The organism is Streptococcus sp. 1343, from assembly GCF_013277355.1.
Taxonomy (GTDB): Bacteria; Bacillota; Bacilli; order Lactobacillales; family Streptococcaceae; genus Streptococcus; species Streptococcus pseudopneumoniae.
In genome coordinates, this window is sequence record NZ_VMMT01000028.1 from 65,244 (window position 1) to 92,115 (window position 26,872).

General features: G+C 40.9%; 26 protein-coding genes. 1 reads left to right on the plus strand and 25 read right to left on the minus strand.

Going from position 1 to position 26,872, the window contains the following annotated elements; translation table 11 throughout:
* Positions 1-99 precede the first annotated feature (99 nt).
* The 8 genes from HT709_RS04910 to HT709_RS04945 form a co-directional block, all read right to left on the minus strand.
* Positions 100-1,170: an ABC transporter substrate-binding protein gene (locus tag HT709_RS04910; RefSeq protein ID WP_138707307.1), complete on the minus strand. Its 1,071-nt coding sequence runs from the start codon at positions 1,168-1,170 to the stop codon at positions 100-102.
* The gene (locus HT709_RS04915; RefSeq protein WP_000712740.1) at positions 1,167-1,940 is read right to left on the minus strand and encodes an ABC transporter permease subunit; all 774 of its coding nucleotides are present in this window, start codon (positions 1,938-1,940) and stop codon (positions 1,167-1,169) included. The genes HT709_RS04910 and HT709_RS04915 overlap by 4 nt, the downstream gene beginning before the upstream one ends.
* Positions 1,937-2,743 carry an ABC transporter permease gene (locus HT709_RS04920; RefSeq protein WP_138700326.1) on the minus strand — a complete coding sequence of 269 codons (807 nt, stop codon included), beginning with the start codon at positions 2,741-2,743 and terminating at the stop codon, positions 1,937-1,939. The genes HT709_RS04915 and HT709_RS04920 overlap by 4 nt, the downstream gene beginning before the upstream one ends.
* A complete protein-coding gene (locus HT709_RS04925) occupies positions 2,724-3,881 on the minus strand; it encodes an ABC transporter ATP-binding protein (protein ID WP_000742900.1) in 1,158 nt (385 codons plus the stop codon). The genes HT709_RS04920 and HT709_RS04925 overlap by 20 nt, the downstream gene beginning before the upstream one ends.
* A gap of 159 nt (positions 3,882-4,040) precedes the next feature.
* Positions 4,041-4,946 carry a UDP-N-acetylmuramate dehydrogenase gene (gene murB, locus HT709_RS04930; protein WP_172925564.1) on the minus strand — a complete coding sequence of 302 codons (906 nt, stop codon included), beginning with the start codon at positions 4,944-4,946 and terminating at the stop codon, positions 4,041-4,043.
* Positions 4,947-5,061: 115 nt separating this feature from the next.
* Complete coding sequence (locus HT709_RS04935; protein ID WP_119919707.1) at positions 5,062-5,814, minus strand: YhfC family glutamic-type intramembrane protease; 753 nt, start codon at positions 5,812-5,814, stop codon at positions 5,062-5,064.
* A 9-nt stretch (positions 5,815-5,823) separates the two neighbouring features.
* Positions 5,824-6,555: an acetolactate decarboxylase gene (budA, locus tag HT709_RS04940; protein ID WP_023936077.1), complete on the minus strand. Its 732-nt coding sequence runs from the start codon at positions 6,553-6,555 to the stop codon at positions 5,824-5,826.
* A gap of 482 nt (positions 6,556-7,037) precedes the next feature.
* A complete protein-coding gene (locus HT709_RS04945) occupies positions 7,038-7,412 on the minus strand; it encodes a hypothetical protein (RefSeq protein ID WP_000342870.1) in 375 nt (124 codons plus the stop codon).
* Positions 7,413-7,975: 563 nt separating this feature from the next.
* Here HT709_RS04945 and HT709_RS04950 point away from each other — a divergent pair.
* A complete protein-coding gene (locus tag HT709_RS04950; protein WP_000744852.1) occupies positions 7,976-9,247 on the plus strand; it encodes a PLP-dependent aminotransferase family protein in 1,272 nt (423 codons plus the stop codon).
* A gap of 19 nt (positions 9,248-9,266) precedes the next feature.
* Here the strand turns inward: HT709_RS04950 and HT709_RS04955 are convergent, their stop codons facing one another.
* The 17 genes from HT709_RS04955 to HT709_RS05035 form a co-directional block, all read right to left on the minus strand.
* On the minus strand, positions 9,267-10,082 hold the full coding sequence (locus HT709_RS04955; protein ID WP_023936075.1) for an ABC transporter substrate-binding protein: 816 nt from the start codon (positions 10,080-10,082) through the stop codon (positions 9,267-9,269).
* Positions 10,083-10,200: 118 nt separating this feature from the next.
* Entirely contained in the window at positions 10,201-10,668 is a 468-nt protein-coding gene (locus HT709_RS04960) for an NUDIX domain-containing protein (protein WP_172925565.1), read from the minus strand.
* Positions 10,669-10,759: 91 nt separating this feature from the next.
* Positions 10,760-11,413 carry a phosphate signaling complex protein PhoU gene (phoU, locus tag HT709_RS04965; RefSeq protein WP_172925566.1) on the minus strand — a complete coding sequence of 218 codons (654 nt, stop codon included), beginning with the start codon at positions 11,411-11,413 and terminating at the stop codon, positions 10,760-10,762.
* 11 nt (positions 11,414-11,424) lie between these two features.
* A complete protein-coding gene (gene pstB / locus HT709_RS04970; protein WP_000128635.1) occupies positions 11,425-12,183 on the minus strand; it encodes a phosphate ABC transporter ATP-binding protein PstB in 759 nt (252 codons plus the stop codon).
* A gap of 12 nt (positions 12,184-12,195) precedes the next feature.
* On the minus strand, positions 12,196-12,999 hold the full coding sequence (pstB, locus tag HT709_RS04975) for a phosphate ABC transporter ATP-binding protein PstB (protein WP_000109215.1): 804 nt from the start codon (positions 12,997-12,999) through the stop codon (positions 12,196-12,198).
* Between the two features lie 10 nt (positions 13,000-13,009).
* Positions 13,010-13,894, minus strand: a complete 885-nt coding sequence (gene pstA, locus HT709_RS04980) for a phosphate ABC transporter permease PstA (protein ID WP_001201787.1) — start codon at positions 13,892-13,894, stop codon at positions 13,010-13,012.
* Positions 13,884-14,801, minus strand: a complete 918-nt coding sequence (gene pstC / locus HT709_RS04985; RefSeq protein ID WP_001070908.1) for a phosphate ABC transporter permease subunit PstC — start codon at positions 14,799-14,801, stop codon at positions 13,884-13,886. The genes pstA and pstC overlap by 11 nt, the downstream gene beginning before the upstream one ends.
* A complete protein-coding gene (gene pstS, locus HT709_RS04990) occupies positions 14,801-15,679 on the minus strand; it encodes a phosphate ABC transporter substrate-binding protein PstS (RefSeq protein ID WP_000746334.1) in 879 nt (292 codons plus the stop codon). Before pstS ends, pstC begins: the two co-directional genes overlap by 1 nt.
* A 575-nt stretch (positions 15,680-16,254) precedes the next feature.
* Entirely contained in the window at positions 16,255-17,559 is a 1,305-nt protein-coding gene (locus HT709_RS04995) for an RsmF rRNA methyltransferase first C-terminal domain-containing protein (RefSeq protein ID WP_172925567.1), read from the minus strand.
* A complete protein-coding gene (locus HT709_RS05000; RefSeq protein ID WP_000444027.1) occupies positions 17,560-18,333 on the minus strand; it encodes an inositol monophosphatase family protein in 774 nt (257 codons plus the stop codon). It lies immediately after the preceding gene.
* Positions 18,323-18,601 carry a UPF0223 family protein gene (locus HT709_RS05005; RefSeq protein WP_001041972.1) on the minus strand — a complete coding sequence of 93 codons (279 nt, stop codon included), beginning with the start codon at positions 18,599-18,601 and terminating at the stop codon, positions 18,323-18,325. The genes HT709_RS05000 and HT709_RS05005 overlap by 11 nt, the downstream gene beginning before the upstream one ends.
* Complete coding sequence (locus tag HT709_RS05010) at positions 18,601-19,002, minus strand: Spx/MgsR family RNA polymerase-binding regulatory protein (RefSeq protein WP_000631259.1); 402 nt, start codon at positions 19,000-19,002, stop codon at positions 18,601-18,603. The genes HT709_RS05005 and HT709_RS05010 overlap by 1 nt, the downstream gene beginning before the upstream one ends.
* 209 nt (positions 19,003-19,211) lie before the next feature.
* Entirely contained in the window at positions 19,212-19,829 is a 618-nt protein-coding gene (locus HT709_RS05015) for a TIGR01906 family membrane protein (protein ID WP_023932785.1), read from the minus strand.
* The gene (locus HT709_RS05020; RefSeq protein ID WP_138704971.1) at positions 19,819-20,592 is read right to left on the minus strand and encodes a TIGR01457 family HAD-type hydrolase; all 774 of its coding nucleotides are present in this window, start codon (positions 20,590-20,592) and stop codon (positions 19,819-19,821) included. Before HT709_RS05020 ends, HT709_RS05015 begins: the two co-directional genes overlap by 11 nt.
* Before the next feature lie 10 nt (positions 20,593-20,602).
* The gene (locus tag HT709_RS05025) at positions 20,603-21,340 is read right to left on the minus strand and encodes an acyl-[acyl-carrier-protein] thioesterase (RefSeq protein WP_138704972.1); all 738 of its coding nucleotides are present in this window, start codon (positions 21,338-21,340) and stop codon (positions 20,603-20,605) included.
* Between the two features lie 4 nt (positions 21,341-21,344).
* Positions 21,345-22,475 (minus strand): radical SAM family heme chaperone HemW, encoded by a 1,131-nt coding sequence (gene hemW, locus HT709_RS05030; protein ID WP_166731347.1) that lies wholly within the window; start codon positions 22,473-22,475, stop codon positions 21,345-21,347.
* A gap of 175 nt (positions 22,476-22,650) precedes the next feature.
* Positions 22,651-26,748 (minus strand): G5 domain-containing protein, encoded by a 4,098-nt coding sequence (locus HT709_RS05035; RefSeq protein WP_172925568.1) that lies wholly within the window; start codon positions 26,746-26,748, stop codon positions 22,651-22,653.
* Positions 26,749-26,872 lie beyond the last annotated feature (124 nt).

Sequence of the window (26,872 nt, forward strand, 5' to 3'; positions counted from 1 at the left end):
TGTTTGTGTTTACGCTTACATTATACCATAAAATATTGTTATTGCAAAGAAAAAGAGTTAAAAAAACGAACCAGCGTGACTGATCCGTTTTCATATATCCTACTTCCGATACATTTTAAATTGTAGGAAGAGGTCGCTATATTTTCCTGTCCATTTATGGTCAAATTTCTCATAAACTTCTAGGTGTTTCATAGTTTCAGCATCTGGATAGAAGGCTTTATCTTCTTTTTTCTCCTCTGGGAGTAATTCCTTAGCTGGTAGGTTTGGAGTTGAATAACCGACATACTCCGCATTTTTGAGAGCATTTTCGGGTTTCAACATAAAGTTGATAAAGGCATAGGCTGCATCTTGGTTTTTGACTGTTTTTGGAATGACCATATTGTCAAACCAAAGGTTACTGGCCTCAGTCGGTACTACATAGCGTAGATTTTCATTTTTTTCTAACATTTGGCTGGCTTCACCAGAGAAGGTCACACCGATAGCAGCGTTATTTTGAATCATGTAGCCCTTCATCTCGTCGGCCACAATAGCCTTGATATTTGGAGTCAGTTTATAGAGCTTATCTACTGTCTCTTCCAATTGCTGTGGATCCTTGGAGTTAAGGCTGTAGCCAAGGGAGTTGAGCCCCAGTCCCAGTACCTCACGCGCCCCATCAAAGAGCATGATAGAGTTTTTATACTCTGGTTTCCAAAGGTCGTCCCAATGTTCAGGCGCTTCATCTACCATAGTTTCATTGTAGACAATTCCCAAGGTTCCCCAGAAGTAAGGGATGGAGAATTTATTGCCTGGGTCAAAGGACTGGTTGAGGAACTCTGGTCCAATATTTTCAAGACCTTCAAGTTTTGAATAGTCAAGCGGTACCAAGAGGTCTTCGTCCTTCATCTTGTTAATCATGTATTCACTAGGGATGGCAATATCGTAAGTCGTTCCACCCTGCTTAATCTTGGTATACATGGCTTCGTTGGAGTCAAAGGTCTCGTACTGGACTTGGATGCCTGTTTCTTCTGTGAATTGCTCCAAGAGTTCTGGATCGATATAGTCCCCCCAGTTGTAGATAACCAGTTTTTGACTATCTCGGCTATTGATTTTACTATCGAGATGAGTCGCAATTCCCCACAAGACAAGGATAATGGCTACAATTCCTGCTAAAAATGAATAGAGTTTTTTCATGCTTGCTCCTCCTTCTCACGTGAGATAAAGTAATATCCAACAACTAGGATAATACTAAAGAGAAAGACAAGGGCAGACAGGGCATTGATTTCTAGCGAAATCCCCTTGCGAGCACGAGAGTAAATCTCGACGGACAGGGTTGAAAAGCCATTTCCCGTTACAAAGAAGGTCACAGCAAAGTCATCTAGCGAATAGGTGAAGGCCATGAAGTAACCTGCAATGATAGACGGAGTCAGATAAGGAAGCATGATTTCCTTGAACATCTGAAATTGACTAGCTCCCAAGTCATAGGCTGCATGAATCATGTCGCCGTTCATTTCCTTGAGTCGAGGCAAGACCATCAAGACCACGATAGGAATAGAGAAGGCCACATGACTAGAAAGAACGGTCAAAAAGCCAAGTGAAAATTTGAGTTGAGTAAAGAGAATCAAGAAGCTGGCACCAATCATAACATCAGGCGCAACCATGAGGATATTATTGAGTGATAGAAAGGCTTCTTGGTATTTCTTACGAGACTGGTAGATATAAATAGCTCCAAAAGTCCCGATAATGGTCGCAATCAAGGCTGACAGGAAGGCCAAGAAAAAGGTCTGAGTTACAATCAACATAAGACGACCATCGCCAAACATGGTTTTAAAATGGCTCAAGCTAAAGCCTGTAAAGCTATTCATGTCATTGCCTGCATTAAAGGCATAGCCAATCAGGTAAAAAATCGGCAGGTAGAGGACAAGAAAGACCAGTCCTAGATATAGATTGGCAAATTTTTTCATCGTTCTCTCCTTTCCTTAGTTACCCACATGGTGATGAACATGGTCAGGATGAGAATCACACCGATGGTAGAACCCATACCGTAGTTGTCATTGGTCAGAAAGTTTTGCTCAATGGCTGTTCCCAGCGTGATAACGCGGTTCCCACCAATCAAACGGGTCAGCATGAAGAGACTCAAACTTGGGATAAAGACCGATTGGACCCCACTTCTCACTCCGTTCATAGATAGAGGGAAGATGACATGACGGAAGGTTTCCCACTTGGTCGCACCAAGGTCGTAGCTGGCATTGATGAGATTGTTATCCATATCGTCCAAGACATTGAAAATCGGCAAAATCATAAAGGGAAGCTCGATGTAGCTTGCGACAAAGATAAAGGAGAAATCGGTAAAAAGCAACTGTTGTGAGCCGATTCCGATAAATTCCAAGAATTGGTTAATAGAGCCATTCTGACCAAAAATTCCGATAAAGGCATAGGCTTTAAGGAGCAAATTGATCCAAGTTGGTAGGATAATCAGCATGAGCCAGAGTTGACGGTGCTTGAGACGGGTCAAAAAGAGGGCTGTCGGATAGCTGATGAGCAGGGTTACAAAGGTCACAATTCCTGCATAGAGTACAGAGTTAAAGCTCATTTTTAGGTAGGTCAAGTTTTGTGACGCAAAGTAAGATTTATAGTTTTCTAAACTAAACTGGCCTTCAATGTTGAAAAAGGATTGTCCGAAAATCAAGACCAAGGGTGTCAGGACAAAGAGGGCGATCCAGAGCATGTAGGGAACTACAAAGAGTTTAGAGCTTGTTTTCTTCATCTCTTTCCTCCTCGATTGCATTGATCAGACCTGCTTCTTGCTCTTCGATTTCCACGTATTCTTCGATACGAGCATCGAACTCTTCTTCAGTTTCGTTGAGACGCATGATATGGATGTCTTCTGGCTCAAAGTCCAGACCGATTTCCTCTCCAACGATGGCCTTACGAGTTGAGTGGATCATCCATTCATTTCCAAGTTCGTCATAGGCGATAATTTCATAGTGCACCCCACGGAAGAGCTGGGTATCCACCTTAACTTGGAGCTTGCCTTCTTCAGGCAGGGTAATGCGCAAGTCCTCTGGACGAATGACAACCTCGACAGGCTCATTTGGCTTCATCCCCCCATCGACTGCTTCAAAGCGTTTGCCGTTAAACTCAACCAAGTAGTCCTCAATCATGGTACCTGGCAAGATATTTGACTCCCCGATAAAGGTGGCAACAAAGTGGTTGATTGGCTCATCGTAGATGTCCACAGGAGTTCCAGACTGAACAATCTCGCCATCATTCATAACGAAAATCCAGTCACTCATGGCCAGGGCTTCTTCCTGATCGTGAGTGACAAAGACAAAGGTAATGCCCAATCGTTGTTGCAGTTCACGCAGTTCGTACTGCATGTCTGTTCGTAATTTTAAGTCCAGCGCTGACAAAGGCTCATCCAACAAAACCACACGGGGTTGGTTGATAATGGCACGGGCAATAGCCACACGCTGACGTTGTCCTCCTGAGAGTTTACGAATGGATCGTTTTTCATACCCTTCCAACTGAACCATCTTGAGAACTTCCGCTACGCGTTGCTCGATTTCTTTCTTGTCGATCTTACGCAAGCGGAGCGGAAAAGCAACATTTTCAAACACATTCATATGTGGAAATAAGGCATAGGATTGGAAGACGGTATGGACGTCACGCTTGTTGGTTGGAATGTCATTGATTCGGACACCGTCCAATAAAATATCTCCTGTTGTCGCATCCAGTAAACCTGCAATGATGTTAAGGATAGTTGATTTCCCTGAACCAGATGCGCCTAAAAGAGTGTAGAATTTCCCTTCTTCCAACTCAAAGTTGATATCTTTGAGAACCTTGGTGTTGCTGTCTTCAAAAACTTTAGAGACGTTTTTGAATTCAATAATTGGTTTTTTCAATTGTCATTTATTCCTTCTTTTTCATAGATTAACAGATCAGGGCTCTGTCAGGCCACTACTACCTCGTGTAGGAGATTGAACTGCCTACATTCTTCTGCACTAACGATAGGCTTTCACCCCCTTTCCATGACATAGCAGCAGCTTTTTAGCCAAAGCTTCCTACTTGCTTTCACCCAAGATACGAACTTCTCTCTCAAGAGTAACGCCAGAGTGTTTCTTGACTTTTTCAATCACAGACTCAATCAAGTCCTCGTAGTCTTTAGCCGTTCCATCAGCAACATTGATCATAAATCCTGCGTGCTTTTCAGACACTTCAACACCACCGATACGATAGCCTTTCAAGCCAGCTTCTGAAATTAACTGACCTGCAAAATGCCCGACTGGACGCTTAAAGACCGAACCACAGGATGGGTATTCCAAAGGTTGCTTGAGTTCACGTAAGTGCGTCAAGCGGTCCATTTCCTGCTTGATAACCTGATGGGTTCCTGGGGCTAGGGCAAATTTAGCTGACAAGACAACTGCACCAGACTCCTGAATAGCTGAATGGCGGTAACCAAAAGCCAAGTCCTTGGCAGACAGGGTCTCGATTTCCCCATCCTTAGTCAAGACCTTACAAGACTGCAAGATGTGGGCAATCTCGCCACCATAGGCACCCGCATTCATAAAGACAGCACCGCCAACGCTTCCTGGAATGCCACAAGCAAACTCAAAGCCAGTCAAACTATGACGAAGCGCAATGCGAGTTGTTTCAATCAAGTTAGCCCCTGCTTCTGCTTCAATAGTATAGCCATCAACAGAAACATTATTGAGCTTGTCACACAAGATGACAAATCCACGAATTCCACCATCACGAACGATGATATTGCTAGCATTGCCAAGAACCATCCAAGGGATATTTTCTTGATTAGCAAATTTGACAACGCGAGCCAACTCAAAACGATTTCGTGGAAAGACCAGATAATCGGCCTCTCCACCTACTTTTGTATAACTATAGCTATGCAAGGGTTCCTTAAAACGGATATCAATCCCTTCTAAGATTTCAAGCATTTTTTCTCTTACAGACATGTCACTCTTCCTTTTACAAAATTCATTCCATTATACCATTTTTAGAGACATTTGACGACCATAAAAAGACCTTGTCTGGATTTTGCATAAGAAAAAGAGGTTTCCCCCTTTTTTCTTATGATTTTTTACAAAAGATTGCCTTGGTCCCATAGGCAACCAGAACAAGTTCAAGTGCTAGGACAACTTCAACCAAGACTGGATTTGTCAACCAGCCAACTTGGACTAGAGATGGTGCTAGGTCAAAGAAGGCATGTAGGCCATAGGCTGCTAGGAGATAAATCCATTTCTTCTGGCGAACAGCTTGGTAAACCCAAACAGTCAAGAGTAATTGGAAACCTAGCGCCAAGATTCTCTCAAAACCAAGCAAATAAATCTGCCAGACCGAAAGTGACTGAATGGTTTTCAACATATTTTCAGACAGTAATTGCATGACCTGTGGATCCTGAGTTTGAACTGCCGAAAGCACGAAGTAGAGATTGAGTAAACTAGTAAGACCTAGGAAAATCAACTCCAAACCACCATGCCCTAACCCATAGGCCAAGGCGTCTGCCTTTTCCAAACTTCTCTTTTTCTCCAACCATTTGAAGAAAATAAGACGAGCCGTTTCCTCAAAAAATGCTGCCATGGCTAGGCCATAGATGATATAGACAAGCGGATGATCTTGCAAGAGAGCAATACTACCGTCTTTTTGAGGATGTAAAACTAAGATATGCACCAGTTTTTCCAAAATCTGCGAAGAAACAAAGAAAGCGACTGCACCCAATCCCAAGGCAGCTAGATTAGTCTGGTATTTCTTTTTGGCATACCAAACGCTCCCTAGCAAGAAAGCCAGCAACAGCACCATGGTAATGATAATATGAATGATCATTTTCTTCTCCTATTCTGCCTTTTCAATATCTTTTTTCATCTCGTCAACATTGAACTTAGCAAACAAGTATTGACGGTCTTGGACTGGGAAACGTTGGTCCAACTGGTCAATAGCTCCCACCTCGATAATGCCTTCCTTGATAACAAAGTCCATAACATGCCCACCGAAGGTCAAATCATCTGAGATAAAATGTAGATGATATCCTGCCAAACTGACCCCATTGAAAATCTCTGGCGTCCAGAAACCAACGATGGTTCCTGCCACATTGTCACGACTATATTCAGGTTGATGGGTTGCGACATCAGCAAACTTGGTATCTGGTGCCGACTTAGGAATCATGCGCACATGCATATGTGAAAATTCCCCACGAATCTTGATAGAGCGGAAAAGATTTTCCCCGTCATAATAAGACTCAATCCGTTCTTCCAATTCCTTGTCTGTCATCTCAAAGCGCTGGCGGAAAATGACCTCTGCCTGATGTGGTACTACTGCTGCGTAAGGAATAAGGGCATCTGGTGATACTTCTACAATTTCCGGTTGCTCTCCTGAGCCTTTGGCTTGATAAGCCTTGCCATCCAAGACAATCAATTCCCCATCAATGGAATCCAAGGTTCCCAAACCAAGGTCTCCATGCTCTAGCAATTCTCCTACTGTCATGGTGCCACCATAAAGGCCAGCCATCAAGGCTCCAAGGGTATTGTATTGAAATAATTTCACTGGTTCCTGCACGTTCTTATCCATTCTCTTTCTTGTTTGTTATTCTATAAATGTTACTCCTAAGTATACCACATTTAGCTTTATATGTGAACGAGAGAAACACCTTAGACATTGCCAAGAAAGAAAAAAAGGGTACAATGTAACAAAATCAAGGGAGGTCTGGAATGAAGAAACAAAGCAAGTACCAAGAGGTCGTAGCTTATCTGAAAAATGCATCGAGTCTGGACGCTTTCCGACGAGTAGCCTGAGATTTTGACAGAAACAAAACTTGAACTGGCACAACAACCCCTAAGGAACACACTTCCCTAGGGGCCTTTTTTTATTTAACTAAATCATTATTTATTTTTTGTTCCTAGCAAACATAAATATTGTATTAATAATTGCAAAAATAAATGCAAACAAAAGGATTTTCCAAAGGATAAATTTTTGTAACACTAAATATGCATATACAAATCCAATCAAAAAGCTAATAATCCCATCTTTTATTAAAAAGTTTTTATCACGCATTATTCCAGACCACACTGAACTGCCCAAATAGCCAACTGACCAGCAATGATATAAATATTTGTTTTAAGTCCATTAGCTTTAACAAATCTTAGTACCACTTTAGCTAATTCTAACCAAGCCTTTTTCTGCGCATACTTAACAATTAGCGAAACATTGGTCATAGCAAAAAATTCTTCTCGTATTTTTCTCGCTATACATCCTCCCATCTCATCCCAAGGGACTCTGTCATAGAGATTATTAATATTAGTTTCTAATTTATTTTCCGCAAGAGCAATATCTTTTTGAGAAAAGTTTTTATAAACATATTCAGTAAAATTTTTTTCATTAACTCCATTTCTAAACATTTGATCAAGAACATTAGCTACATCATCCATTTATTTTTGTTCTTGGGTACTAATTTCAGAAACTTCCGTAGTAGTTACATCATCAGCAAATACTCTAACAGAAACTATAGAAGGAGACATAATAGAAAATAGTGATAATACAACAAGAGCTGAAGTTACAGTTTTTTTTAAATTTCATAAAAAACACTCCTTCAAGTCACAAATATATATTACTGATAAAATAACTTGATTTTCTGATTTAAAACTCCTTTCTAACAAGTCATTCGTATACTTTTATTTTCCAATTCTATTATACCACAACTAGAAAACGATTTCAAGCTTTTTCCTAAAAATATGTGCAAGTAATACGGGGAAATTAGCATGAAAACTTTTTAAAACAAACCAACCCCAGATAAAAATACATATTTTGTTTTAAAGAGAAAAAAGTTCCGAAAAACTGTCACATCTGCATTTGGTTGCTCTTTGATTTCAAAAAAGTATTAAAGATGGGAATATACCACATTTGCTCTTAGATGTGAACGAGAGAAACACCCTAGATATTGCCAAGAAGGAAAAAAAAGGGTACAATGTAACAAAATCAAGGGAGGTCTGGAATGAAGAAACAAAGCAAGTACCAAGAGGTCGTTTCCTATCTGAAAAATGGTATCGAGTCTGGACGCTTTCCGACGGGAAGTCGCCTGCCTTCTATCCGTCAACTAAGCCTTGACTTTCACTGTAGCAAGGACACCGTTCAGCGCGCCCTGCTGGAATTACGGCACGAACAATACCTCTATGCCAAGCCCCAGAGTGGCTACTATGTCCTAGAACAAGGGCAACACCAAGACCTCGAAATCGAGGTTACGGATGAACACGCCAGCGCCTATGACGATTTCCGACTCTGTGTCAATGAAACTTTGATTGGCCGGGAAAACTACCTCTTCAACTACTATGAAAATCAAGAAGGTTTAGAAGACTTAAGACAATCCATTCACCAACTCCTCTTTGACCAAGCCCTCTACTGCAAGGCTGACCAACTGGTACTGACTTCTGGAACCCAACAAGCCTTGTTTATCCTTTCTCAAATTTCCTTCCCTAGCCAAGCCAAGGAAATCTTGGTGGAACAACCGACCTACCATCGAATGAATCGCCTCTTGATTGCTCAGGGTCTGGACTATCAAACGATTGAACGAGGCATTGATGGGATTGACTTGAAGGAACTGGAAGGCCACTTCAAAACAGGAAAAATTAAGTTTTTCTATACCATTCCTCGATTTCACTATCCTCTAGGCCATTCCTATTCTGAGCAGGACAAACGAGCTATTCTTGACTTAGCAGCCAAGTATGATGTCTATATCGTAGAGGACGATTATCTGGGTGATTTGGACTCCAAGAAGGGCCAAACCTTCCACTATCTTGATACAGAGGAGCGTGTCATTTATATCAAGTCCTTCTCGACCAGCCTCTTTCCAGCCCTTCGTATTACAGCACTCATTCTTCCAAATGCTATCAAAGAAGCATTTGTGGCCTACAAAAATATCCTAGACTACGACAGCAACCTCATCATGCAAAAGGCCTTATCACTCTATATCGATAGTCAATTGTTTGAGAAAAATCGTCTGACTCGCTTGAATAATCAAGAAACTTACCAAAAACAAATCAAGGAAAGACTAGCTTACAGCCCCTGTCCTCTTCCTCATTTTCCTCTTCACGATGGTTTATTGCTAGACCTGAGACAGTATCCTAAAATCGCCAATCTCAAACACAGTCAACTAGGCTTGGACTTCTTTGAAGAGGCCTATTTAAGCACCTGTCCTTATCAATTTGCCAAGGTGTCCCTAGACAATCTGGAAAAGGTTTTAAACTATTTAAAAGCAGAATTGGAATGACATCCAACTCTGCTTTTTCTTATTCTTCAACTTCAGTTAGACTTGCTGCTTTTTCAAGATAGCTTTGGTAAGTTCCTTCATCCTTGAGTTTTTGGATGACCTTGTCTACCACTTCTCTCAAATCATCACTATTTTTTCTAAGAGCAACGGCATTGGCGTCGCCGTCCTTCATCTTCAAGCTGACAATTGCGACAGCTAAGTCAGCGTTTTTAGCAGCATAACTAAGTGCAACAGGCTCATCCATATGAACAGCATCTACTTTTCCAACCTGCAATTCATTGACTGCTTCACCCATATTAGTTAGGGAAGTTAATTGAGCTTTTGGCAATTGTTCCTTGACCATTGATTCTGGAACAGTCCCTTTTTGAGCCGCAATATTAGCACTTTCAAGGCTAGTTAAATCCTTGTATTTTTCTACATCAGCCTTACGAACCAAGAAACTAATCTTGTTTTCATAGTAAGGGATTGAAAAATCAAAGACTTCTTTTCTCTCGTCAGTAGCGCTAATTCCCGCAACTGCTAGGTCAGCCTTCCCAGTTTGAAGACTGGTCAAGACATTGTCAAAACTCATGCTTGAAATTTCCAACTTCACCCCAAGTTCATCAGCGATAACTTGAGCCATATCAATGTCCGCACCGACTACCTGATTTTTCCCGTCAACTAAAGACTGAAATTCAAAAGGTGCATAGTCAGGACTTGTCGCCACAACCAATTTCCCCTTTTGCTTAATGGCCTCAACAGCTGACTGAGAACCATTCGAACCTGACTGGCAAGCTACTAAGAAGAAACTTGCAAGAAAACTACATAAAACAAATATCCATTTTTTTGATTTCATAAATAAACAACCCCTCTGTTAATTTTGTATAATTATAACGATATCTAAGTTACTTGTCAAGTGTTTTCTTGCATTTTCATAAAATATATTTACTAAAAATAGAAATACAGTGGTTAGTTTATCTATCTATTGGGAACTTATTTTCAAAAAAATCATTTATCATATCTTGATGCTGCTGGTTTACAATTGCAATATTTTGTATGTCACTATGATCAAAAAATCCTAATTCTAAAGTTTCATCACTTGTAAAAAAATTTGTAGAGATAGAAGTTTCAGATGAAACTAAATACAAGATTGTAAGAACTTGAGCCTCATCACCATTCGGATAACTGTCTGAATATTTTGTATAAACATTTAAGAGTTTTTCCACCCTCACTTCGACTCCTGTTTCTTCATAAAACTCTCGCACTAAAGCTTCTAAAGCCGATTCTCCTAATTCAAGAGCACCACCTGGTAATCCCCACGTTCCTTCATCTGCTCGTTTTTGTAATAAAATTTTTCCTGATTGACTTAATATTCCACAGGTAAAATTTAAAATAATTTTATCTTTTCCAACTTTTTTTCTGATATTCCGTATGTAGTTCATTATTCACCTCTGACAAAGTAAACTATCTATACAATGAAAGCTTACTGTATTAAAAAGTAAGCTTTCACAATAATTTTATCCTTTGAATACTTTATAATTCGACAATCTTACCTGTTTCAAAGTAAACAACCCATTCACAGATATTTTTAGCATAGTCACCGATATGCTCCAAGTAGGAAATAACTTGGAAATAATCACGACCCGTAACAATGGCTTCTGGATTTTTCTTAATCTCTTCAGTCGCAAGGTCACGGATAGTTTCAAAATAGTGGTTAATTTGCTCATCCATGGAGGCTACCCGGTATGCGTCGTCAACAGAACCATTAAGATAAAGATCAAGTGCTGCTTCAACAACGCTTTTAACTTCACGTCCCATTTTTTGAATTTCTTCCTCTACAGCTGGGATGCGCTCTTCCCCCTTCATACGGATGGTTGCCTGGGCAATGGCTACAGCGTGATCCCCCATACGCTCCACATCTGATACAGCCTTAAGGACAGTCAAGACTGTACGCAAATCTTGAGAGACTGGTTGTTGGAGTGCAATCATTTCAAATGATTTCTTTTCCAGTTTCACTTCGTATTCATTTACTTCTGCGTCATCTTCGATGACCTCTTTTGCCAGGTCACGGTCATGCGTGACAAAGGCACGCACCGTACGATTGATTTGTGAGAGCACTTCTTGTCCCATAGCGTAGAACTGGTTATGTAATTTCTCTAAATCTTCTTCAAATTGAGATCGTAACATCTTTCATCTCCTTATCCAAATTTTCCTGTAATATAGTCTTCCGTTTCCTTGTGTTGGGGATCAAGGAACATCTGCTTGGTATCATTAAATTCAATCAAATCTCCATCTAGGAAAAATCCTGTCTTATCAGAGATACGTGAAGCTTGTTGCATGGAACGGGTTACCAGAAGCATGGTGTACTTGTCTTTTAGACCATACAAGGTTTCCTCAATTTTACCAGCTGAAATCGGATCCAAAGCCGAAGTTGGCTCATCCAAGAGGATGATTTTAGGACTGGTTGCCAAGACACGGGCCACACAGACACGCTGCTGTTGACCACCTGACAATCCAATAGCTGAATCATGTAGACGATCCTTGACCTCATCCCAGATAGAGGCACCTTGCAAGGCTTTTTCTACGGCTTCATCCAGAACCAGCTTATCCTTAATTCCATTGATACGAAGCCCGTAGACAACATTCTCATAGATAGTCATAGGGAAAGGATTAGGTTGTTGGAAAACCATTCCGATTTCCTTACGTAATTCAACCGTATCTGTACGCGGACTGTAGATGTTGTGACCATTGTACACCACGGATCCAGTTGTGGTCACCTCTGGATTGAGATCTCCCATGCGGTTGAGAGACTTGAGGAGGGTTGACTTCCCTGATCCAGATGGACCAATCAAGGCTGTAATTTCCTTAGGTTGGAAAGATAGGGAAACACTATTCAAAGCCTTCTTTTTATTATAATAAACGGACAGGTCTGATACCTGTAAAATCGCATCTGTCATACGGTTTCCTTTCTAACCAAAGTGACCAGATACATAGTCATTGGTGGACTGTAGCTTGGCATTTTGGAAAATAGTTGCAGTTTTGTCATACTCAATCAAATCACCCAAGTAAAAGAAGCCTGTATAGTCACTTGCACGAGCAGCCTGCTGCATATTATGCGTTACAATGATGATGGTAAAGTCTTTCTTGAGCTCAAACATGGTCTCTTCTAGTTGCATGGTCGCAATCGGATCCAAGGCTGAGGCTGGCTCATCCATTAAGAGGATATCTGGCTTAACAGAGATGGCACGAGCAATACAGAGACGTTGTTGCTGACCACCTGATAAGGTCAAGGCTGACTTGTGGAGATCGTCTTTAACCTGATCCCAGAGGGCAGCCTGACGAAGGGAGGTTTCTACGATTTCATCTAGGACTTGCTTATCCTTAACTCCAGCACGTTCATGCGCAAAGGTAATATTACGGTAAATTGACTTAGCAAATGGATTAGGGCGTTGAAAAACCATTCCAATGTGTTTACGCATTTCATAAACGTTGATTTCTGGACGGTTGACATCAATTCCACGATAGAGAATCTGCCCAGTTACTTTAGCAATATCAATAGTATCATTCATGCGATTGAGACTGCGTAAGTAGGTAGATTTCCCCGATCCCGACGGACCAATCAAAGCTGTAATTTTATTTCTTTCAAATTGCATATCAATCCCCTTAATGGATTCATTTTTACCATAGTAAACATGGACATCCTTAGTAGAAAGGGCTACTTTTTCTTCAGGAAAGGTAAGGATATGCTTCTCATCCCAGTTATATGTTGACATGGCTTCTCCTTTAGACAGCGGTTAATTTCTTGTGTAGATAGTTTCCGAACTTACGAGCTCCAAAGTTAAAAATCAGGATAAAGATTAGGAGCACAGCGGCAGAACCTGCTGATACAATAGTTCCATCTGGAATAGTGCCTTCACTATTGACTTTCCAGATATGGACAGCCAAGGTTTCTGCTTGACGGAAGATAGAGATGGGGCTAGTCACACTGAGGATATTCCAGTTAGACCAGTCAAGAGCTGGCGCCGATTGCCCTGCTGTATAAATCAGAGCTGCAGCTTCGCCAAAGATACGACCAGATGCCAAGACGACACCCGTTACAATACCTGGAAGCGCTTCTGGAATAACAACATGAACCACTGTCTCCCAACGAGAAATCCCAAGAGCCAGACCAGCCTCACGTTGGGTATGGTGAACATGTTTCAAACTATCCTCTACATTACGCGTCATCTGAGGCAAGTTAAAGACTGTCAAGGCCAAGGCGCCTGAAATGATTGAAAATCCATACTCAAACTGGACTACAAAGATCAAGTAACCAAAGAGACCCACCACCACTGATGGTAAAGAGGACAAGATTTCAATACAAGTCCGCACAAAGTTGGTAACAGGACCTTTTTTAGCATACTCAGCCAAGTAAATCCCAGCTCCCATAGAAAGAGGTACAGAAATAATCAAAGTAATGACCAATAGGAAAAAGGAATTGTAAAGCTGAATGCCAATCCCACCACCTGCTTGAAAAGCAGAAGACCTTCCAGTCAAGAAAGACCAAGAGATATGGGGCAAGCCCCGAACCAAGATATAGAGAATCAAGGAAGCCAAGATTGTCACAATGATGCTAGCAATCGTATAGAGGACAGCTGTTGCAAGTTTATCTAATTTCTTAGCGCGCATAATTTTTCTTTCCTCTTTCTTTCGTAATCAATTTAATCACACTGTTAAAAACTAAACTCATCAAGAGCAGTACCAAGGCCAGTGACCAGAGAACATTATTATTTACAGTTCCCATGACAGTGTTCCCAATTCCCATAGTTAATATAGAAGTTAAAGTTGCAGCTGGTGTGGTCAAGGAAGTTGGAATAACAGCTGAGTTTCCGACAACCATCTGGATAGCTAAAGCCTCACCAAAGGCACGCGCCATCCCAAAGACCACTGCAGTGAAAATACCAGAACGGGCCGCCTTCAAGATCACACGCCAGATAGTCTGCCAGCGAGTGGCTCCCATAGCGAAACTGGCTTCACGATAATAACGAGGAACCGCACGCAAGCTATCCGTTGTCATAAAGGTTACGGTCGGCAAAATCATGACAAAGAGGACGGAAATCCCTGACAAAATCCCAAAACCAGTCCCACCAAAGACACTGCGAACAAAGGGAACGACGACTTGCAAGCCAATAAATCCGTACACTACTGAAGGAATCCCAACCAGGAGTTCAATAGCTGGTTGCAAAATCTTCGCCCCTTTTGGTGATACTTCGGTCATAAAAACTGCTGCACCAATAGCAAAGGGTGTTGCGATAAGGGCTGAGAGAATGGTAACGATAAAGGAACCCAAAATCATAGGAAGGGCACCAAATTCTTTACTAGAAGGATTCCAAGTTCCTCCCAAAAGAAAGTCAAAGATATTCACACCATTGACAAAGAAGGTCGACAAGCCTTTTTGCGCTACGAAAACCAAAATCATGGCCACAAGGATGACTATCAAAGAAAGACAGGCAAAGGTCAAACCTTTTCCTAATTTCTCCAGACGAGAATTCTTTGATGGAAGCAACATTTTCTTAGCTAATTCTTCTTGATTCATTATTGTCTCCCTTCCAACACTGTCACAGTTCCGGCAGCATCTTTTTCAACCTTCATTTCCTTAATCGGAATATACTTCAATCCTTTGACAATCCCTTCTTGGGTCTCATCCGAGAGAACAAAATTGAGAAATTCTGCAGCCAACTCATTGGGCTGCCCCAATGTATACATATGCTCATAAGACCACAAGGGCCAATTATTGCTACTTATATTTTCTGGACTTAAGTCATAGCCATTCAACTTCATGCTTTTGACCGAATCATCTATATAGGTAAGAGATAAATAAGAGATAGCTCCTGGACTTTTTGATACGATTGATTTTACCGCTCCATTTGAATCCTGCTCCTGACTTTGCATGGCGGACTGACCTTCCATAATGACAGTATCAAAGGTAGCACGAGAGCCAGAGCCGGCTGCCCGATTGATAACAGAGATGGGTAAGTCCTTACCACCAACCTCTTTCCAATTGGTTACCTCACCTATGAAGATTTGACGAAGTTGCTCTGTCGTTAGGTTATCAACATCAACCTCCTTATTGGCAATCAGAGCCAAGCCAGCTACCGCGACCTTGTGGTCAACAAGAGCAGAAGCATCAATTCCGTCTTTTTCCTCAGCAAATACATCTGAGTTTCCTATATCAACTGCCCCAGACTGAACCTGGGACAAGCCTGTACCAGAACCTCCCCCTTGGACATTGACCGTTTTTCCAACATGGATCGTGCCAAATTCATCTGCCGCTACTTCAACCAAGGGTTGCAAGGCAGTTGAGCCAACAGCCGTTATGGATTCTCCACGATCAATCCAGCTAGCACAGCCTACTAAACAAGCCGTCAGCCAAAAAGCGATAAGAGACAGAGCAAGCTTTTTTCTTTTTTTCACTGTTTTTCTCCTCGAAAATAATTATGAATACTGTGAATTTTTTAAGTAGTTCTTTATGAGTTGACGCATGAATTCTTACCAAATTTCTGCGCAATTGATTATTTATATAATATAGGCTATATTACTCTTTTCTAACCTCCTTTTTTCATATGTGGATAAAATCTCTTGTCTATCCCTTCCCCCATTGTCACCCATTATAGTCATTTCGTGTCTCTTTTTCCCCTTTTTAATGCAAGGAAAAGGTTACTCTCCTTAGATGATAATCCAAAAGCTAGAAAGGTATCTCAAACCTCTCTACTCTCCCAGACTAGTTTACAACTAAAAGGAAAAGATTCTATTTTATGGGAAATCTAGTTTACAAGCGGTAAGAACGCTAATAACTAAACTTCTTGTACTCTTTGAAAATCTCTTCAAACCAATGTTTTGAGCTATCTATGGCTAGCTTCCTAGTTTGCTCTTTGATTTTCATTGAGTAGTAAAACTACATGTAATGGCAATCAAGATATCAAGAATCATCCTACTAAAAAAATCCATACTTTCACTATAACATAGAATAAGATATTTGACTAGCATTTTCATTTGAATCTGAGGCCTTTTGGAAAATAATTTTTCAAAACATTTCCAGTAACCTTTGCAAAGCCCAAGCCATTGCCTTTAACCAAAACTTGGTACCAACCATTTGGCAGACTTTCTGCCAGCTGAACGGTTTCTCCAGCCGCATACTTGACAAACGCTTCTTGGCCAATTTCAACCGACTGTTCGACCTGACTCGGTTTCAAGGCTAAACCAAGAGCGAAACTGGGCTCAAAGCGTTTCTTCTTAAAAGTGCCCAGATGCAGTCCATTGCGAGCAATCTTGAGCTTCCCTAAATCTGGCAAAAGTTCTGGCAAGAGATAAAGCTGGTCTCCAAAAGTCTGCAAGATACCCGGTAGATTGACCTTCAAATGGTTTTGGGCAAATTCCTGCCACAAGGCAACTTGTTCACGGCTGAGGTTACTCTTACTTGCCTTAAATTTAGGAGCTGGATTGTTACCCTTAAACTGTAGATGGGCAACAAACTGACCCTCTCCCTTAAACTGATGAGGATACATCCGAGCCGTTTCTGGCAGGTCAATACCAGCTACCATTCCATTGATATGCTCTACTGGCAACAAGTCAAAATCATACTCTTCCAGCAACCAATTGACAATCTCTTCGTTTTCCTCGGGTGCCCAGGTACAGGTCGAATAAACCAGATGACCACCTTCAGCTAACATGGTCACTGCATCCTCCAGAATTTCTCTTTGCAAGCTAGCACATTGACTCGGATAATCTAAGCTCCAATAGTTCATAGCATCTGGTTGCTTACGAAACATTCCTTCACCAGAGCAAGGGGCATCAAGGACAATGAGGTCAAAATAGCCTTTAAAGACCTTGGCCAAGCGGTCAGCAGATTCATTGGTCACCACAACATTTGTCGCTCCAAAGCGCTCCATGTTTTCTACTAAAATCTTAGCCCGTTTGCTTGAAATTTCATTGGAGACGAGAAGGCCCTCTCCAGCTAGATAGGCTGCTAGTTGAGTTGATTTACCTCCCGGTGCAGCTGCCAAGTCCAAGACCTTCATACCAGGACTGGGCTGGGCTACCTGAGCAACCATCTGAGCAGCAGGTTCTTGCGAATAAACTAAACCAGTAGCATGCTCAGGCGATTTCCCTGAAACCTTCCCATAATGTCCCCAAGGAGTTTGAGGAATGGTATCAGAAAAGGAAAGTTGCGCTTCTTTTAAAGGATTGACCCGAAAGGCCGAAACCGCTTCCTCCTCAAAAGAGGCAAGAAAATCTCTTGCCTCATCTCCTAGTATCTCTTCATATTTTTCAACAAATCCTTCTGGAAATTGCATTTAAGTTCTTTTCCTTTCGTAAATATAGGACTGAATTTCCTCCTGCATCTCAAGAGGTAGCATCATGACCGGTTGTCTGGTTTGAAAATCAAGCGGTTGACCAGATAGGGTCACCACCCGATAGCCCAGACTTTCCCCTAAAATACTAGCCGCAGCATAATCCCATGGTTGCAGATAAGTGACATAGGTCAACAAACGCCCTGACAAAATCTTGGCAAAACTAATGGCCGCACTCCCATAGACACGAACACCGAGGACGGCTCGACTCAAATCAGCTAGTCCCCATTCATTGGTTTCTAGCATACCACTATTTCCTGCAATGAGAAAATCTCCAAGTGGTTTTGGTTTAAAGGGAGCTAGGGGCTTATTATTTCGACAAACTGGAAAGACCCCACCACCGTGGTAACAATCCCCTTTGACCACATCATAAATTAGGCCAAACTGTCCCTGACCATTTTCAAAATAAGCCATCATAACAGCAAAATCTTCCTGCTGGGCTACAAAGTTATTGGTACCATCAATGGGATCAATGACCCAAACCTTGCCCTCTTGAACCGAAGCTCGCAGACACCCTTCTTCAGCACAAATCTTATCCTCAGGATAACGGGACAAAATCTCACCAACCAAGAGTTCCTGAACTTCCTTGTCCAGTCTGGTCACCAAATCTGTTGGAGAGGACTTGGTCTCAACACGCAAGTCTTCCTGCATGTGGTCAAGGATGTACTGACCCGCTTTCTTAATTAGCTCTTTAGCAAATTCAAATTTACTTTCCAAGAGAAATCTTTCCTTCCTCTTTTTCTTTGGCAGCCTGAACTGCTCGGTAAAGTGAATAGCCACTAACCGTTTCAAATTCTCGTCCCAAACGTTTCTCTTCGCTCTTGCTTGGCACGACCGCTTTGAATCCCTTATAGGAGTCCAGTAACTTTTTAGCCTCTACTTTGCCTTCATAGGCAGCTTCAACATCATTAAAAAAAGAAAGCACTGAAGCAAGTTCTTCAGTGCTCCACGACAAATCTAGTGGGTAACTATACTGTTTGTTCATTAACTAATACCAGCTCTCATTCTTGCTTCTTTTAGTTCTTGCTTACGATAACTACGAGGGAGAAAAGCACGAATCTCATCTTCATTAAAACCGATTTGCATACGCTTGGCATCAATAATAATTGGACGACGCAAAAGACTAGGATACTGCTCAATCAAATGAAGCAATTCCGATACCGAAATACTCTCTACATCAATATTCAATTTTTGAAAAATTTTTGAACGAGTTGAAATGATGTCATCAGTACCATTTTCGGTCAAGGAAAGGATGTGTTGCAATTCTTTTCTTGTTAAAGGACTGGTCATAATATTGTGTTCCACAAAGGGAACCTTATGTTTTTCTAACCAGGCCTTAGCCTTACGACATGATGTACAGCTCGGTGATAGAAATAGTGTAATCATGCTTTTCTCTTCTTATCTATACTTTGCTACTTCTATTATACAAAAAAATAAAGCGCTTGACTAGAGATTTTTAGAAAAAAAGCCTATTTTTTCAAGAAAAATAGACTGTTCGCGAACGATTGACACAATTAGATTTGCTTAATTCACTCTTAAGGATAGCTTTAATTTGTATACATTTTTATATATACAAATTAAAAACAGCTTTCGGTTCACTTTCTCCGACTTTTCAGATAAAGATAGCCAAAGAAGCTTTCATAGAGGGCAAAAAAGAGAAGGAAGGCATGAAGGAAGAAGGTCTCTGGCAAAATCAGTATAACAGGATCCTTGGCTGGATCAAAAAGCCAGGTATCATCTCCCACAAAGAGAATTTGATGGAACAGAGTAAAGAATTGGTCAAAACCAATCAAAACTCCCCCAAGCCCAATCAGTAAGGGCAAAACCACTAGAGCCAAAAGCACTTTACTAAATAGAGACAAGAAGCCCTTTTTCACAATCCCTTTGACAAAGACATAGAAACTTGGTAGTGTCACTAGAGCTACTAGCTGAACCAAATGAAAGAGATTCTTGACCACTGCGAAATGGTGCAGACCAGCTGCTGACGAACGAAAATCTGGCATCTCTAGGACCTGACTAAAAGGATTAGTCAGATAATTCATCAAGATATGAAAATTGTATTGAATGGTTTCTGGTTTTAGATAGACTCGATCCGTTAAGTTTAGCCACTTGATTTCCAGCGGATAAAAAATCCAAGCCAAATAAATAGTCAAAAGGATTGAGAGGGAGAGTAGAAAGAGCATAGAGCTCCAAAAGGTCAGTTTAGTTTTCATCAAAATTCCACTCCGCAAGGCTAGAAACTACATGAGTCGGTGCGATTGGTAGGTCTGCTACTTCTTCTGCCTTGGTGAAACCTGTCGTCACCAAGAGCGTTGGAATGCCATTGTCAATTCCTGCTCGAATATCTGTTAAGTAGTTGTCCCCAACCATAATCAACTCTTCACGTTCCAAATCTAAGTGTTCAACTGCCTTGTCCATAATAATGGCATTTGGTTTCCCAATATAAACAGGCTTCACTCGTGTTGCTACTTCAAGCAGGGTAATCAGCGAACCAGCCCCCGGCAAAAGCCCTCGTTCTGTCGGGATGTTGAGGTCAGGGTTGGTTCCGATAAAGTGAGCACCCTTTTGAATAGCTAGAGTTGCTGTCGCAAATTTTTCATAGTCAACTTGCCAGTCCAGACCTACTACTACATAGGCAGGATTTTCCTTGTCTTCGACATAACCAGCCGCCTTGATGGCTTCCTTAAGCCCTGCTTCTCCGATGACATAGACGGTCTTTTCAAGCCCCAAGTCGTTCATATAGTCGATAGTCGCCAAAGTCGCTGTGTAGACAGTCGATAGAGGCGTATCGATATTAAAATTCTGAGCCAACATCTCCTTAACACTCTCTGGAGTACGGGTTGTATTGTTGGTTACAAAGAGATAGGGGATGTCTCGCTTTTGCAATTCGTGGACAAAAGCCTCTCCTGCTGGAATTCTGTCTTTGCCTTTATAAATGGTTCCGTCTAAATCAATTAAATAGCCTTTATATTTCATCTATTTTTCCCTAATCCTTTTTTATTTCTTGCCAAGTGATGATAGCTTGAGCATTGGTCGCACCGTCGCTTGTAATCTCATGCTTGCTTTCCAGTCCAGTCCGTTCAACAGACGATGTGATCACCCCACCTGGTCGAACTTCCTTGACATACTTGAGATTGATTTTCTTGGGAATATAGTGGGTCAAAAATTCCGCTCCCATAACCTCAAAAATCCAGTCCAAGTATTTACTGTTATTGACATGGCCATTCATATCCAAGTCGTAAAAACGAACATGGTAATCCTTGCTGACTGGCTCGTCCAAGGATTCATACTTTGGTCCGCGGATGAGCTTTTTATCAAAATCAGACTGGTAAGGAGCCACAATCTCAGGTTCGACAGCATGGACTTTTCGACTGTCTCGGTCCATGAGAACAAAGGTAGCCATCATGTGGATGAGTTCCTGCCCCGCTTCATCATAAATGGTAAAGCGACGGTAGCAAAAAAGTCGATTGTAGCTCAAAGCTTCCGTTTCGATGGTAATTTCTTCCGCAAAACGAGGCAAACGAACCACCTCAATATCATAGTCTGTGATAATCCAGACCAGATTATGCTCTTCTAAAATAGCCTTATCACTAACTCCCAGCTCAATCGACTGCATCCCTGAAACTTGCAGAGACAGCAAAATCACATCTGGAAGTTTGATATGACCGTTCATGTCAGCCATATCAAAAGGAATTTTCATTTTCATTTGATAAGTTAAGCCCATCATCCTACTCCAAAATAAATCGTTCTGCTACGGTGTCTCCTAAGAAGAGACCTCTTTTTGTCATGCGAACTCGGTCACCCTCTATTTGCATGAGACCCTGTTGAACCAAGCCTCTGACAATTTCTCCATAAAGTCCATCAAAAGACCGTCCAAATTTTTCCTCAAATCGCGCCATGGAGACTCCTGATTTCTTGCGGAGTCCCAGGAACATTTCTTCTTCCATTTGCTCTTTTTGACTCAGGTACTCCTCTGTGATACGAGCATTGCCTTCCTCAACCGCATTAAGATAATGGCGAATGGGACCATGATTTTTATATCGAATACCATTGACATAACCAGATGCTCCAGCACCGATGCCATAGTATTCAGCATTGTCCCAGTACATAAGATTGTGGCGACTTTCAAAACCAGGTTTGGAGAAATTAGAAATCTCATAATGCTCAAAGCCTGCTCGCTCAAGCTCAGTGATGATGTACTCAAACATCTCCGCTTCCAGTTCCTCCTTAGGCAGAGGCAATTTCCCTCGTCGCATACGGTTCATAAAGACCGTATGATTTTCCAAAATCAAGCTATACAAACTCATGTGGGGAATATCCAGTCCAATGGCCTTAGCCACATTTTCCTGGACCTGCTCCATGGTCTGACCAGGCAGCGCATAAATCAAATCAATGGAGATGTTGTCAAAACCAGCCAATTTCAGGCGGTCGATATTTTCATAAATATCCTTCTCCAAATGACTGCGCCCAATCTTTTTCAGCATCTTGTCGTCAAAGGTCTGCACGCCTAGCGAAACACGATTGACAGCCGAGTTTTTCAAAACAGCAATCTTATCCGCGTCCAAGTCGCCTGGATTGGCTTCAATGGTCAACTCTTCCAAGGCAGACAAGTCCAAGTTTTTAGTCAAGCCCTTCAATAACACCTCCAGTTGCGGAGCTGACAAGGCTGTTGGTGTCCCACCACCAATGTAGAGGGTCCGCAACTTTTGAATATCATAAGAACGAAACTCTTCTAACAGATGCTCTAAATAACTGTCGACTGGCTGATTCTTAATAAAAACTTTTGAAAAATCACAATAATAACAAATCTGGGTACAAAATGGGATGTGCACATAGGCTGACGTTGGTTTTTTCTGCATAGTACTTATTATACCACAAAAGCGAACAATACTTAGAATTCCCTTTAACAAAATCCTAGCATTGTTCGCTTTCTTTATCTAAACATTCTTTTTATTTTATGACGAACACGATTCCCAGAACCAATCTAGTTTGTCTTTACAATACAAAAGAATGAATGTTCATTTGACTAAATTTTTAGTCTTCTTTTTTCTTTCCAAGAGCAAGTCCGAGACCGCCTAGCAGACCAAGAAGTCCTAGAGATGCAAGAGTCGCATTTGATTCTGTTCCTGTATTTGGCAATACATTTTGAGAATCATTTGACTTAGCTCCACTATCACTATCACTAGCATCTGTAGTATCTTCATGATTTTCATTCGGAGTAACTGCATCTGGAATTGGAGTTATTGGTGCAGGTGTATCTTGATCAGAACCTCCATTAGTAGCAGGTGTGACTGGAGTTGCTGGAGTGACTTTACCTGGTGTTACCTTAGCTGGTGTTGTTATATTATTAGCAATGTGTTCTGTGATATGACCGTCCTTTGAGTCTACATCATAAGTGGTTGTAGTAACTGTTTTACCTTTAGCTCCTTCAATACGTTCATTAGGTGTGTCAACTTCTCGTTCACCATCTCTAACATATCCAACTTCAGGTTCAATCGGGGTTTCTACTACTTTGTCCTTGGCTGCGACTTTGACGACTGTATTCGTTGGTTCTTTCGTTTTCCCATAAGTTAGCACGGTTGTTGGAGTTACCTTACCTGTTTCTGGATCAACTTCATAGGTAGTGGTCTCAATCACATCGCGACCTTCAGAATCTTTAGATTGTTCAACCTTAGTTTTAGCTCCTACTTTAACGATTGTCTTACCTGCTGGGGTGACGACTGGGGTGCCAACGTGTTCTGTGATATGACCGTCCTTTGAATCTACATCGTAAGTGGTTGTAGTAACTGTTTTACCTTTAGCTCCTTCAATACGTTCATTAGGTGTGTCAACTTCTCGTTCACCATCTCTAACATATTCAACTTCAGGTTCAATTGGTGTTTCTACTATTTTGTCCTTGGCTGCGACTTTGACTATTGTTGCTGTTGGATTTACTACTACTGGTTTTTCTACTGTTTCTGTAATAGCGCCTGTAGTAGAATCAACACTATATGTTGTTGTGATAGTACTTGAACCTGCTTGGCCTGCTTCTTCCACATTTGGTTGATTTTTGTCGCGTGTATCATCTTTCACATATTTCTTAGGTGATGAGATTTCTGTTTTTTCTACTTTGTCCTTGGCTGCGACTTTGACGACTGTATTCGTTGGTTCTTTCGTACGAACTGGTTTACCTTCACTTGCTGTAATCTTTCCAGTATTAGTGTCCACAGTGTAAGTTGTTGTGATAGTGTCTTCACCATCCTCACCTTTAACAGTAGTTGGGACTGTACCTTTTTCTTTCGTATCATCTTTTTCGTAAACTACTGGAGATGGTACTACCATCTTCTCAATCGTTAGTTCTTTCCTTGTCCCGTAAGTAATTACTGTTGTAGAAGTTACCTTACCTGTTTTTGGATCAACTTCATAAGTTGTAGTGTTGATAACTTCACGACCTTGGTCATCCTTGCTACTCTCAACCTTAGTTTTAGCTCCAACCTTAACTATTGTTTTACCAGCTGGGGTGACCACTGGCTTACCAACCTGTTCTGTGACTGTTCCATTATTTGGATTAACGTCATACCTTGTAGTCGTTACAGATTTTCCTTTTGCTCCTTTTCTAGGCTTGTCTGGTGTACCAAAGTCACGAGTGTCATCTCTTTCATAAACCACTGTGGGCTCAATTGGCGTTTCTACTACTTGATCCTTAGCCGCGACTTTAACGATTGTTTCTGTTGGATTTACTATTACTGGATTTCCTTCATTTGGAGTAACTTCCCCATTGTCTGGATTTACTGTGTAAGTCGTGGTGGTTGTCTTACTTCCGTCTTTTCCTGGGACAGTAATATTGGCTTGGCCTTTTTCTCGACTAGCATCTTTTTCGTATTTTACTGGAGATGGGATTGTTTCTACGTCTACTCTATCCTTAGCTCCTACTTTTACAACTCTAGCTATTGGTAGAGTTACGACTTCTGATCCCCCTTTTGTTGGAGTTAGGGCTCCATTTACTGGATTTACGCTATAGGTTGTGGTGACTTTAGATTTTCCTGATCTCCCTAGAAATTGAACGGTATCAGTACCTTTTGGACTGTTTTCATCTTTTAAATAAACTGTTTTGGGTTCAACTGAATTATACTCAACTATATCCTTCGCGCCACCTTTATTGACTACTTCTTCCTTCTTAGTCGAAGTAAGGCTGCCAGTTTTTGAGTTTACTGTGTAGCTTGTTGTCTTCTTAACAACGTCGTCTCCTTTTTTAATGTATTCTACTTCATCCTTGGCTGCGACTTTGACAACTGTTTCTATTGCCGGTTGCTTAACTACTGGTTGTCCTACATGTTCAATCAGATCTCCAGTGTTAGGATCTACACTATAAGTTGTTGTTACTGTACTAGTACCTGAAGTACCAGTTGTTGTTACATTAGCTTCACCTTTAGCTCTTGTGGCATCTTTTTCATAACGTACACTTGGCTCAAGTTGGGTAACGACAACTGTAGATTTGGCTCCATCTTTCTTAAACACTTCATCAATTGTATTGTTAGTAATCTGTCCTGTATCGAGATCTTTCATACTCACAGTTATTGACTTAATGATGTCATCTCCGCGTTTACTATATACAACAGTTTCTCCAACTTTTTCTACAGATTTAACTGTTGCAATGTTTTTATCTTGATAACCTGTCCCATCTAAGGAAATTCGTTTCCCAGATATAAACTCTGATCGTCTATTAATCATATCAGCTTCAAAATAAGAACGTGAACTGTGACCTCCACTGGTTCGTCCAACATTTATAACAACATCACTATCATTGCTGACGCCTTTTCTTATCGCCAAATCATTATCAACAATATAATGAGTCATTTTACCAGACTTGGCTATTTTTTTGCTATCTAAACCTTTTTGCCAAAATTCACGACTGGAAAGCAAATTGGTCACAACTTTTGGAGCATTAAAGGTTGTGCCTTTTTTTAATACATTATTATAAACGTTTCTATAAGCCAACTGTTCTTTAGGAGACATGACTCTGCTGTCAGAATATGCCAACTGATAAGCTTCAACCATTGCCCGTTGTACTAAATATCCTCCTAAAGAATGACCTGTCAAATAAAGATTAGTAATACTCTTATCTTTAGCTAGTTCATGCATAATATTTTCTGCATCTATCCCTTGTTGAGGATTGCTTCCTAATCCAAGTGTTATATCAGCTCCTATATCTTTCGCATCACTTGTTCCACGAAAGGCTAATACTTGTGCAGTTCCATTTGGTAAATATAAGAAATCACTCTTCGTTTCATACAAGACAGCATCTAGTCCACTGGAGGTATGGTAACTTTTCTTCCTTTCCCAATAAGGCCCCAATTCCTTATTCATCATCATATACTCATAACGTGGTTTACTGTCACCATTCTTTTTATATAACTCTGACTCTGTTAAGGGTCTCTTATGATCCAGCACTCTATCAATATAATTATCATCACGGTAGGATAATTCCATGAACATAATCATATCGCGCTCACTTACATTCCATTTTAATTTTTCATCTGGCTTTTCTTTACTGTCAATAATACCATCACCATCAGTATCTTCTAATAAGGGATGACTATTATAACCTACATATTTTTTCCCACCTTTTTCATAAATATAAAGTTCTTCTTTATCCTTCAAGTAATCATCATCTGTATAGGCTTCTGGACTTAACTTAGAGCCGTTTAACAATAAACTATCAAGCTTATTACCTTCTGAACCGATTACTCCTGCTTTTATTTGCTTAGCATACTCATCAGTTAATTCATACTTTTTAACCTCGGAAGGATTTGATGCTGCTCTCACCGCTGGAGTGCTTGATCTGTCTTCACCCGCCACGAAATCCCTTGTGATCAAGCTATTATTTTCCTTATTCCCAGATCTGACGGGTTCTGTAGTCCTTGTAAATCCTATTGGAACATCTCTGGTATCTAACTCAGAAGAAGGATTATTTTGATTATCTAGCATAGGTTGAACTTCTTCTCTTTTATCCACAGAAGATGGAGAATTTTCCGTAGAAGCAAGTACTCCCTGGGATGGTGTAAACAAAGCAATGCCTATTAATACAGAAGCCACTCCAACAGAAAACTTTCGAATCGAAAAACATTGACGTTTATTAAAAATATCTTTCATTTTACCAACTTTCTTTCTAGCTATTTTTTACAAAATAGAGAGTTCTACTATTTTCCCTTGACAAAATACTAAACCCTTTCTTGACTAAAATTTTAGAACTTTTCCTCTGCTTGATTATAAACTA

Coding starts and splice junctions, on each gene's coding strand:
- HT709_RS04995 (WP_172925567.1), bottom strand. CDS start 17,559: ATGCAATTTCCAGAAGGATTTGTTGAAAAATATGAAGAGATACTAGGA.
- HT709_RS04945 (WP_000342870.1), bottom strand. CDS start 7,412: ATGGATGATGTAGCTAATGTTCTTGATCAAATGTTTAGAAATGGAGTT.
- HT709_RS04915 (WP_000712740.1), bottom strand. CDS start 1,940: ATGAAAAAATTTGCCAATCTATATCTAGGACTGGTCTTTCTTGTCCTC.
- pstA (WP_001201787.1), bottom strand. CDS start 13,894: ATGCGCGCTAAGAAATTAGATAAACTTGCAACAGCTGTCCTCTATACG.
- HT709_RS05010 (WP_000631259.1), bottom strand. CDS start 19,002: ATGATTACACTATTTCTATCACCGAGCTGTACATCATGTCGTAAGGCT.
- HT709_RS04960 (WP_172925565.1), bottom strand. CDS start 10,668: ATGAACTACATACGGAATATCAGAAAAAAAGTTGGAAAAGATAAAATT.
- HT709_RS04920 (WP_138700326.1), bottom strand. CDS start 2,743: ATGAAGAAAACAAGCTCTAAACTCTTTGTAGTTCCCTACATGCTCTGG.
- pstB (WP_000109215.1), bottom strand. CDS start 12,999: ATGTCAACATATAACTGGGATGAGAAGCATATCCTTACCTTTCCTGAA.
- pstC (WP_001070908.1), bottom strand. CDS start 14,801: ATGAATCAAGAAGAATTAGCTAAGAAAATGTTGCTTCCATCAAAGAAT.
- HT709_RS04910 (WP_138707307.1), bottom strand. CDS start 1,170: ATGAAAAAACTCTATTCATTTTTAGCAGGAATTGTAGCCATTATCCTT.
- HT709_RS04935 (WP_119919707.1), bottom strand. CDS start 5,814: ATGATCATTCATATTATCATTACCATGGTGCTGTTGCTGGCTTTCTTG.
- HT709_RS05035 (WP_172925568.1), bottom strand. CDS start 26,748: ATGAAAGATATTTTTAATAAACGTCAATGTTTTTCGATTCGAAAGTTT.
- murB (WP_172925564.1), bottom strand. CDS start 4,946: ATGTCTGTAAGAGAAAAAATGCTTGAAATCTTAGAAGGGATTGATATC.
- HT709_RS05005 (WP_001041972.1), bottom strand. CDS start 18,601: ATGAACAAACAGTATAGTTACCCACTAGATTTGTCGTGGAGCACTGAA.
- HT709_RS05015 (WP_023932785.1), bottom strand. CDS start 19,829: ATGAAAACTAAACTGACCTTTTGGAGCTCTATGCTCTTTCTACTCTCC.
- HT709_RS05025 (WP_138704972.1), bottom strand. CDS start 21,340: ATGGGCTTAACTTATCAAATGAAAATGAAAATTCCTTTTGATATGGCT.
- hemW (WP_166731347.1), bottom strand. CDS start 22,475: ATGCAGAAAAAACCAACGTCAGCCTATGTGCACATCCCATTTTGTACC.
- budA (WP_023936077.1), bottom strand. CDS start 6,555: ATGGATAAGAACGTGCAGGAACCAGTGAAATTATTTCAATACAATACC.
- phoU (WP_172925566.1), bottom strand. CDS start 11,413: ATGTTACGATCTCAATTTGAAGAAGATTTAGAGAAATTACATAACCAG.
- HT709_RS04955 (WP_023936075.1), bottom strand. CDS start 10,082: ATGAAATCAAAAAAATGGATATTTGTTTTATGTAGTTTTCTTGCAAGT.
- pstB (WP_000128635.1), bottom strand. CDS start 12,183: ATGACAGATGCGATTTTACAGGTATCAGACCTGTCCGTTTATTATAAT.
- HT709_RS05020 (WP_138704971.1), bottom strand. CDS start 20,592: ATGAAATATAAAGGCTATTTAATTGATTTAGACGGAACCATTTATAAA.
- HT709_RS04950 (WP_000744852.1), top strand. CDS start 7,976: ATGAAGAAACAAAGCAAGTACCAAGAGGTCGTTTCCTATCTGAAAAAT.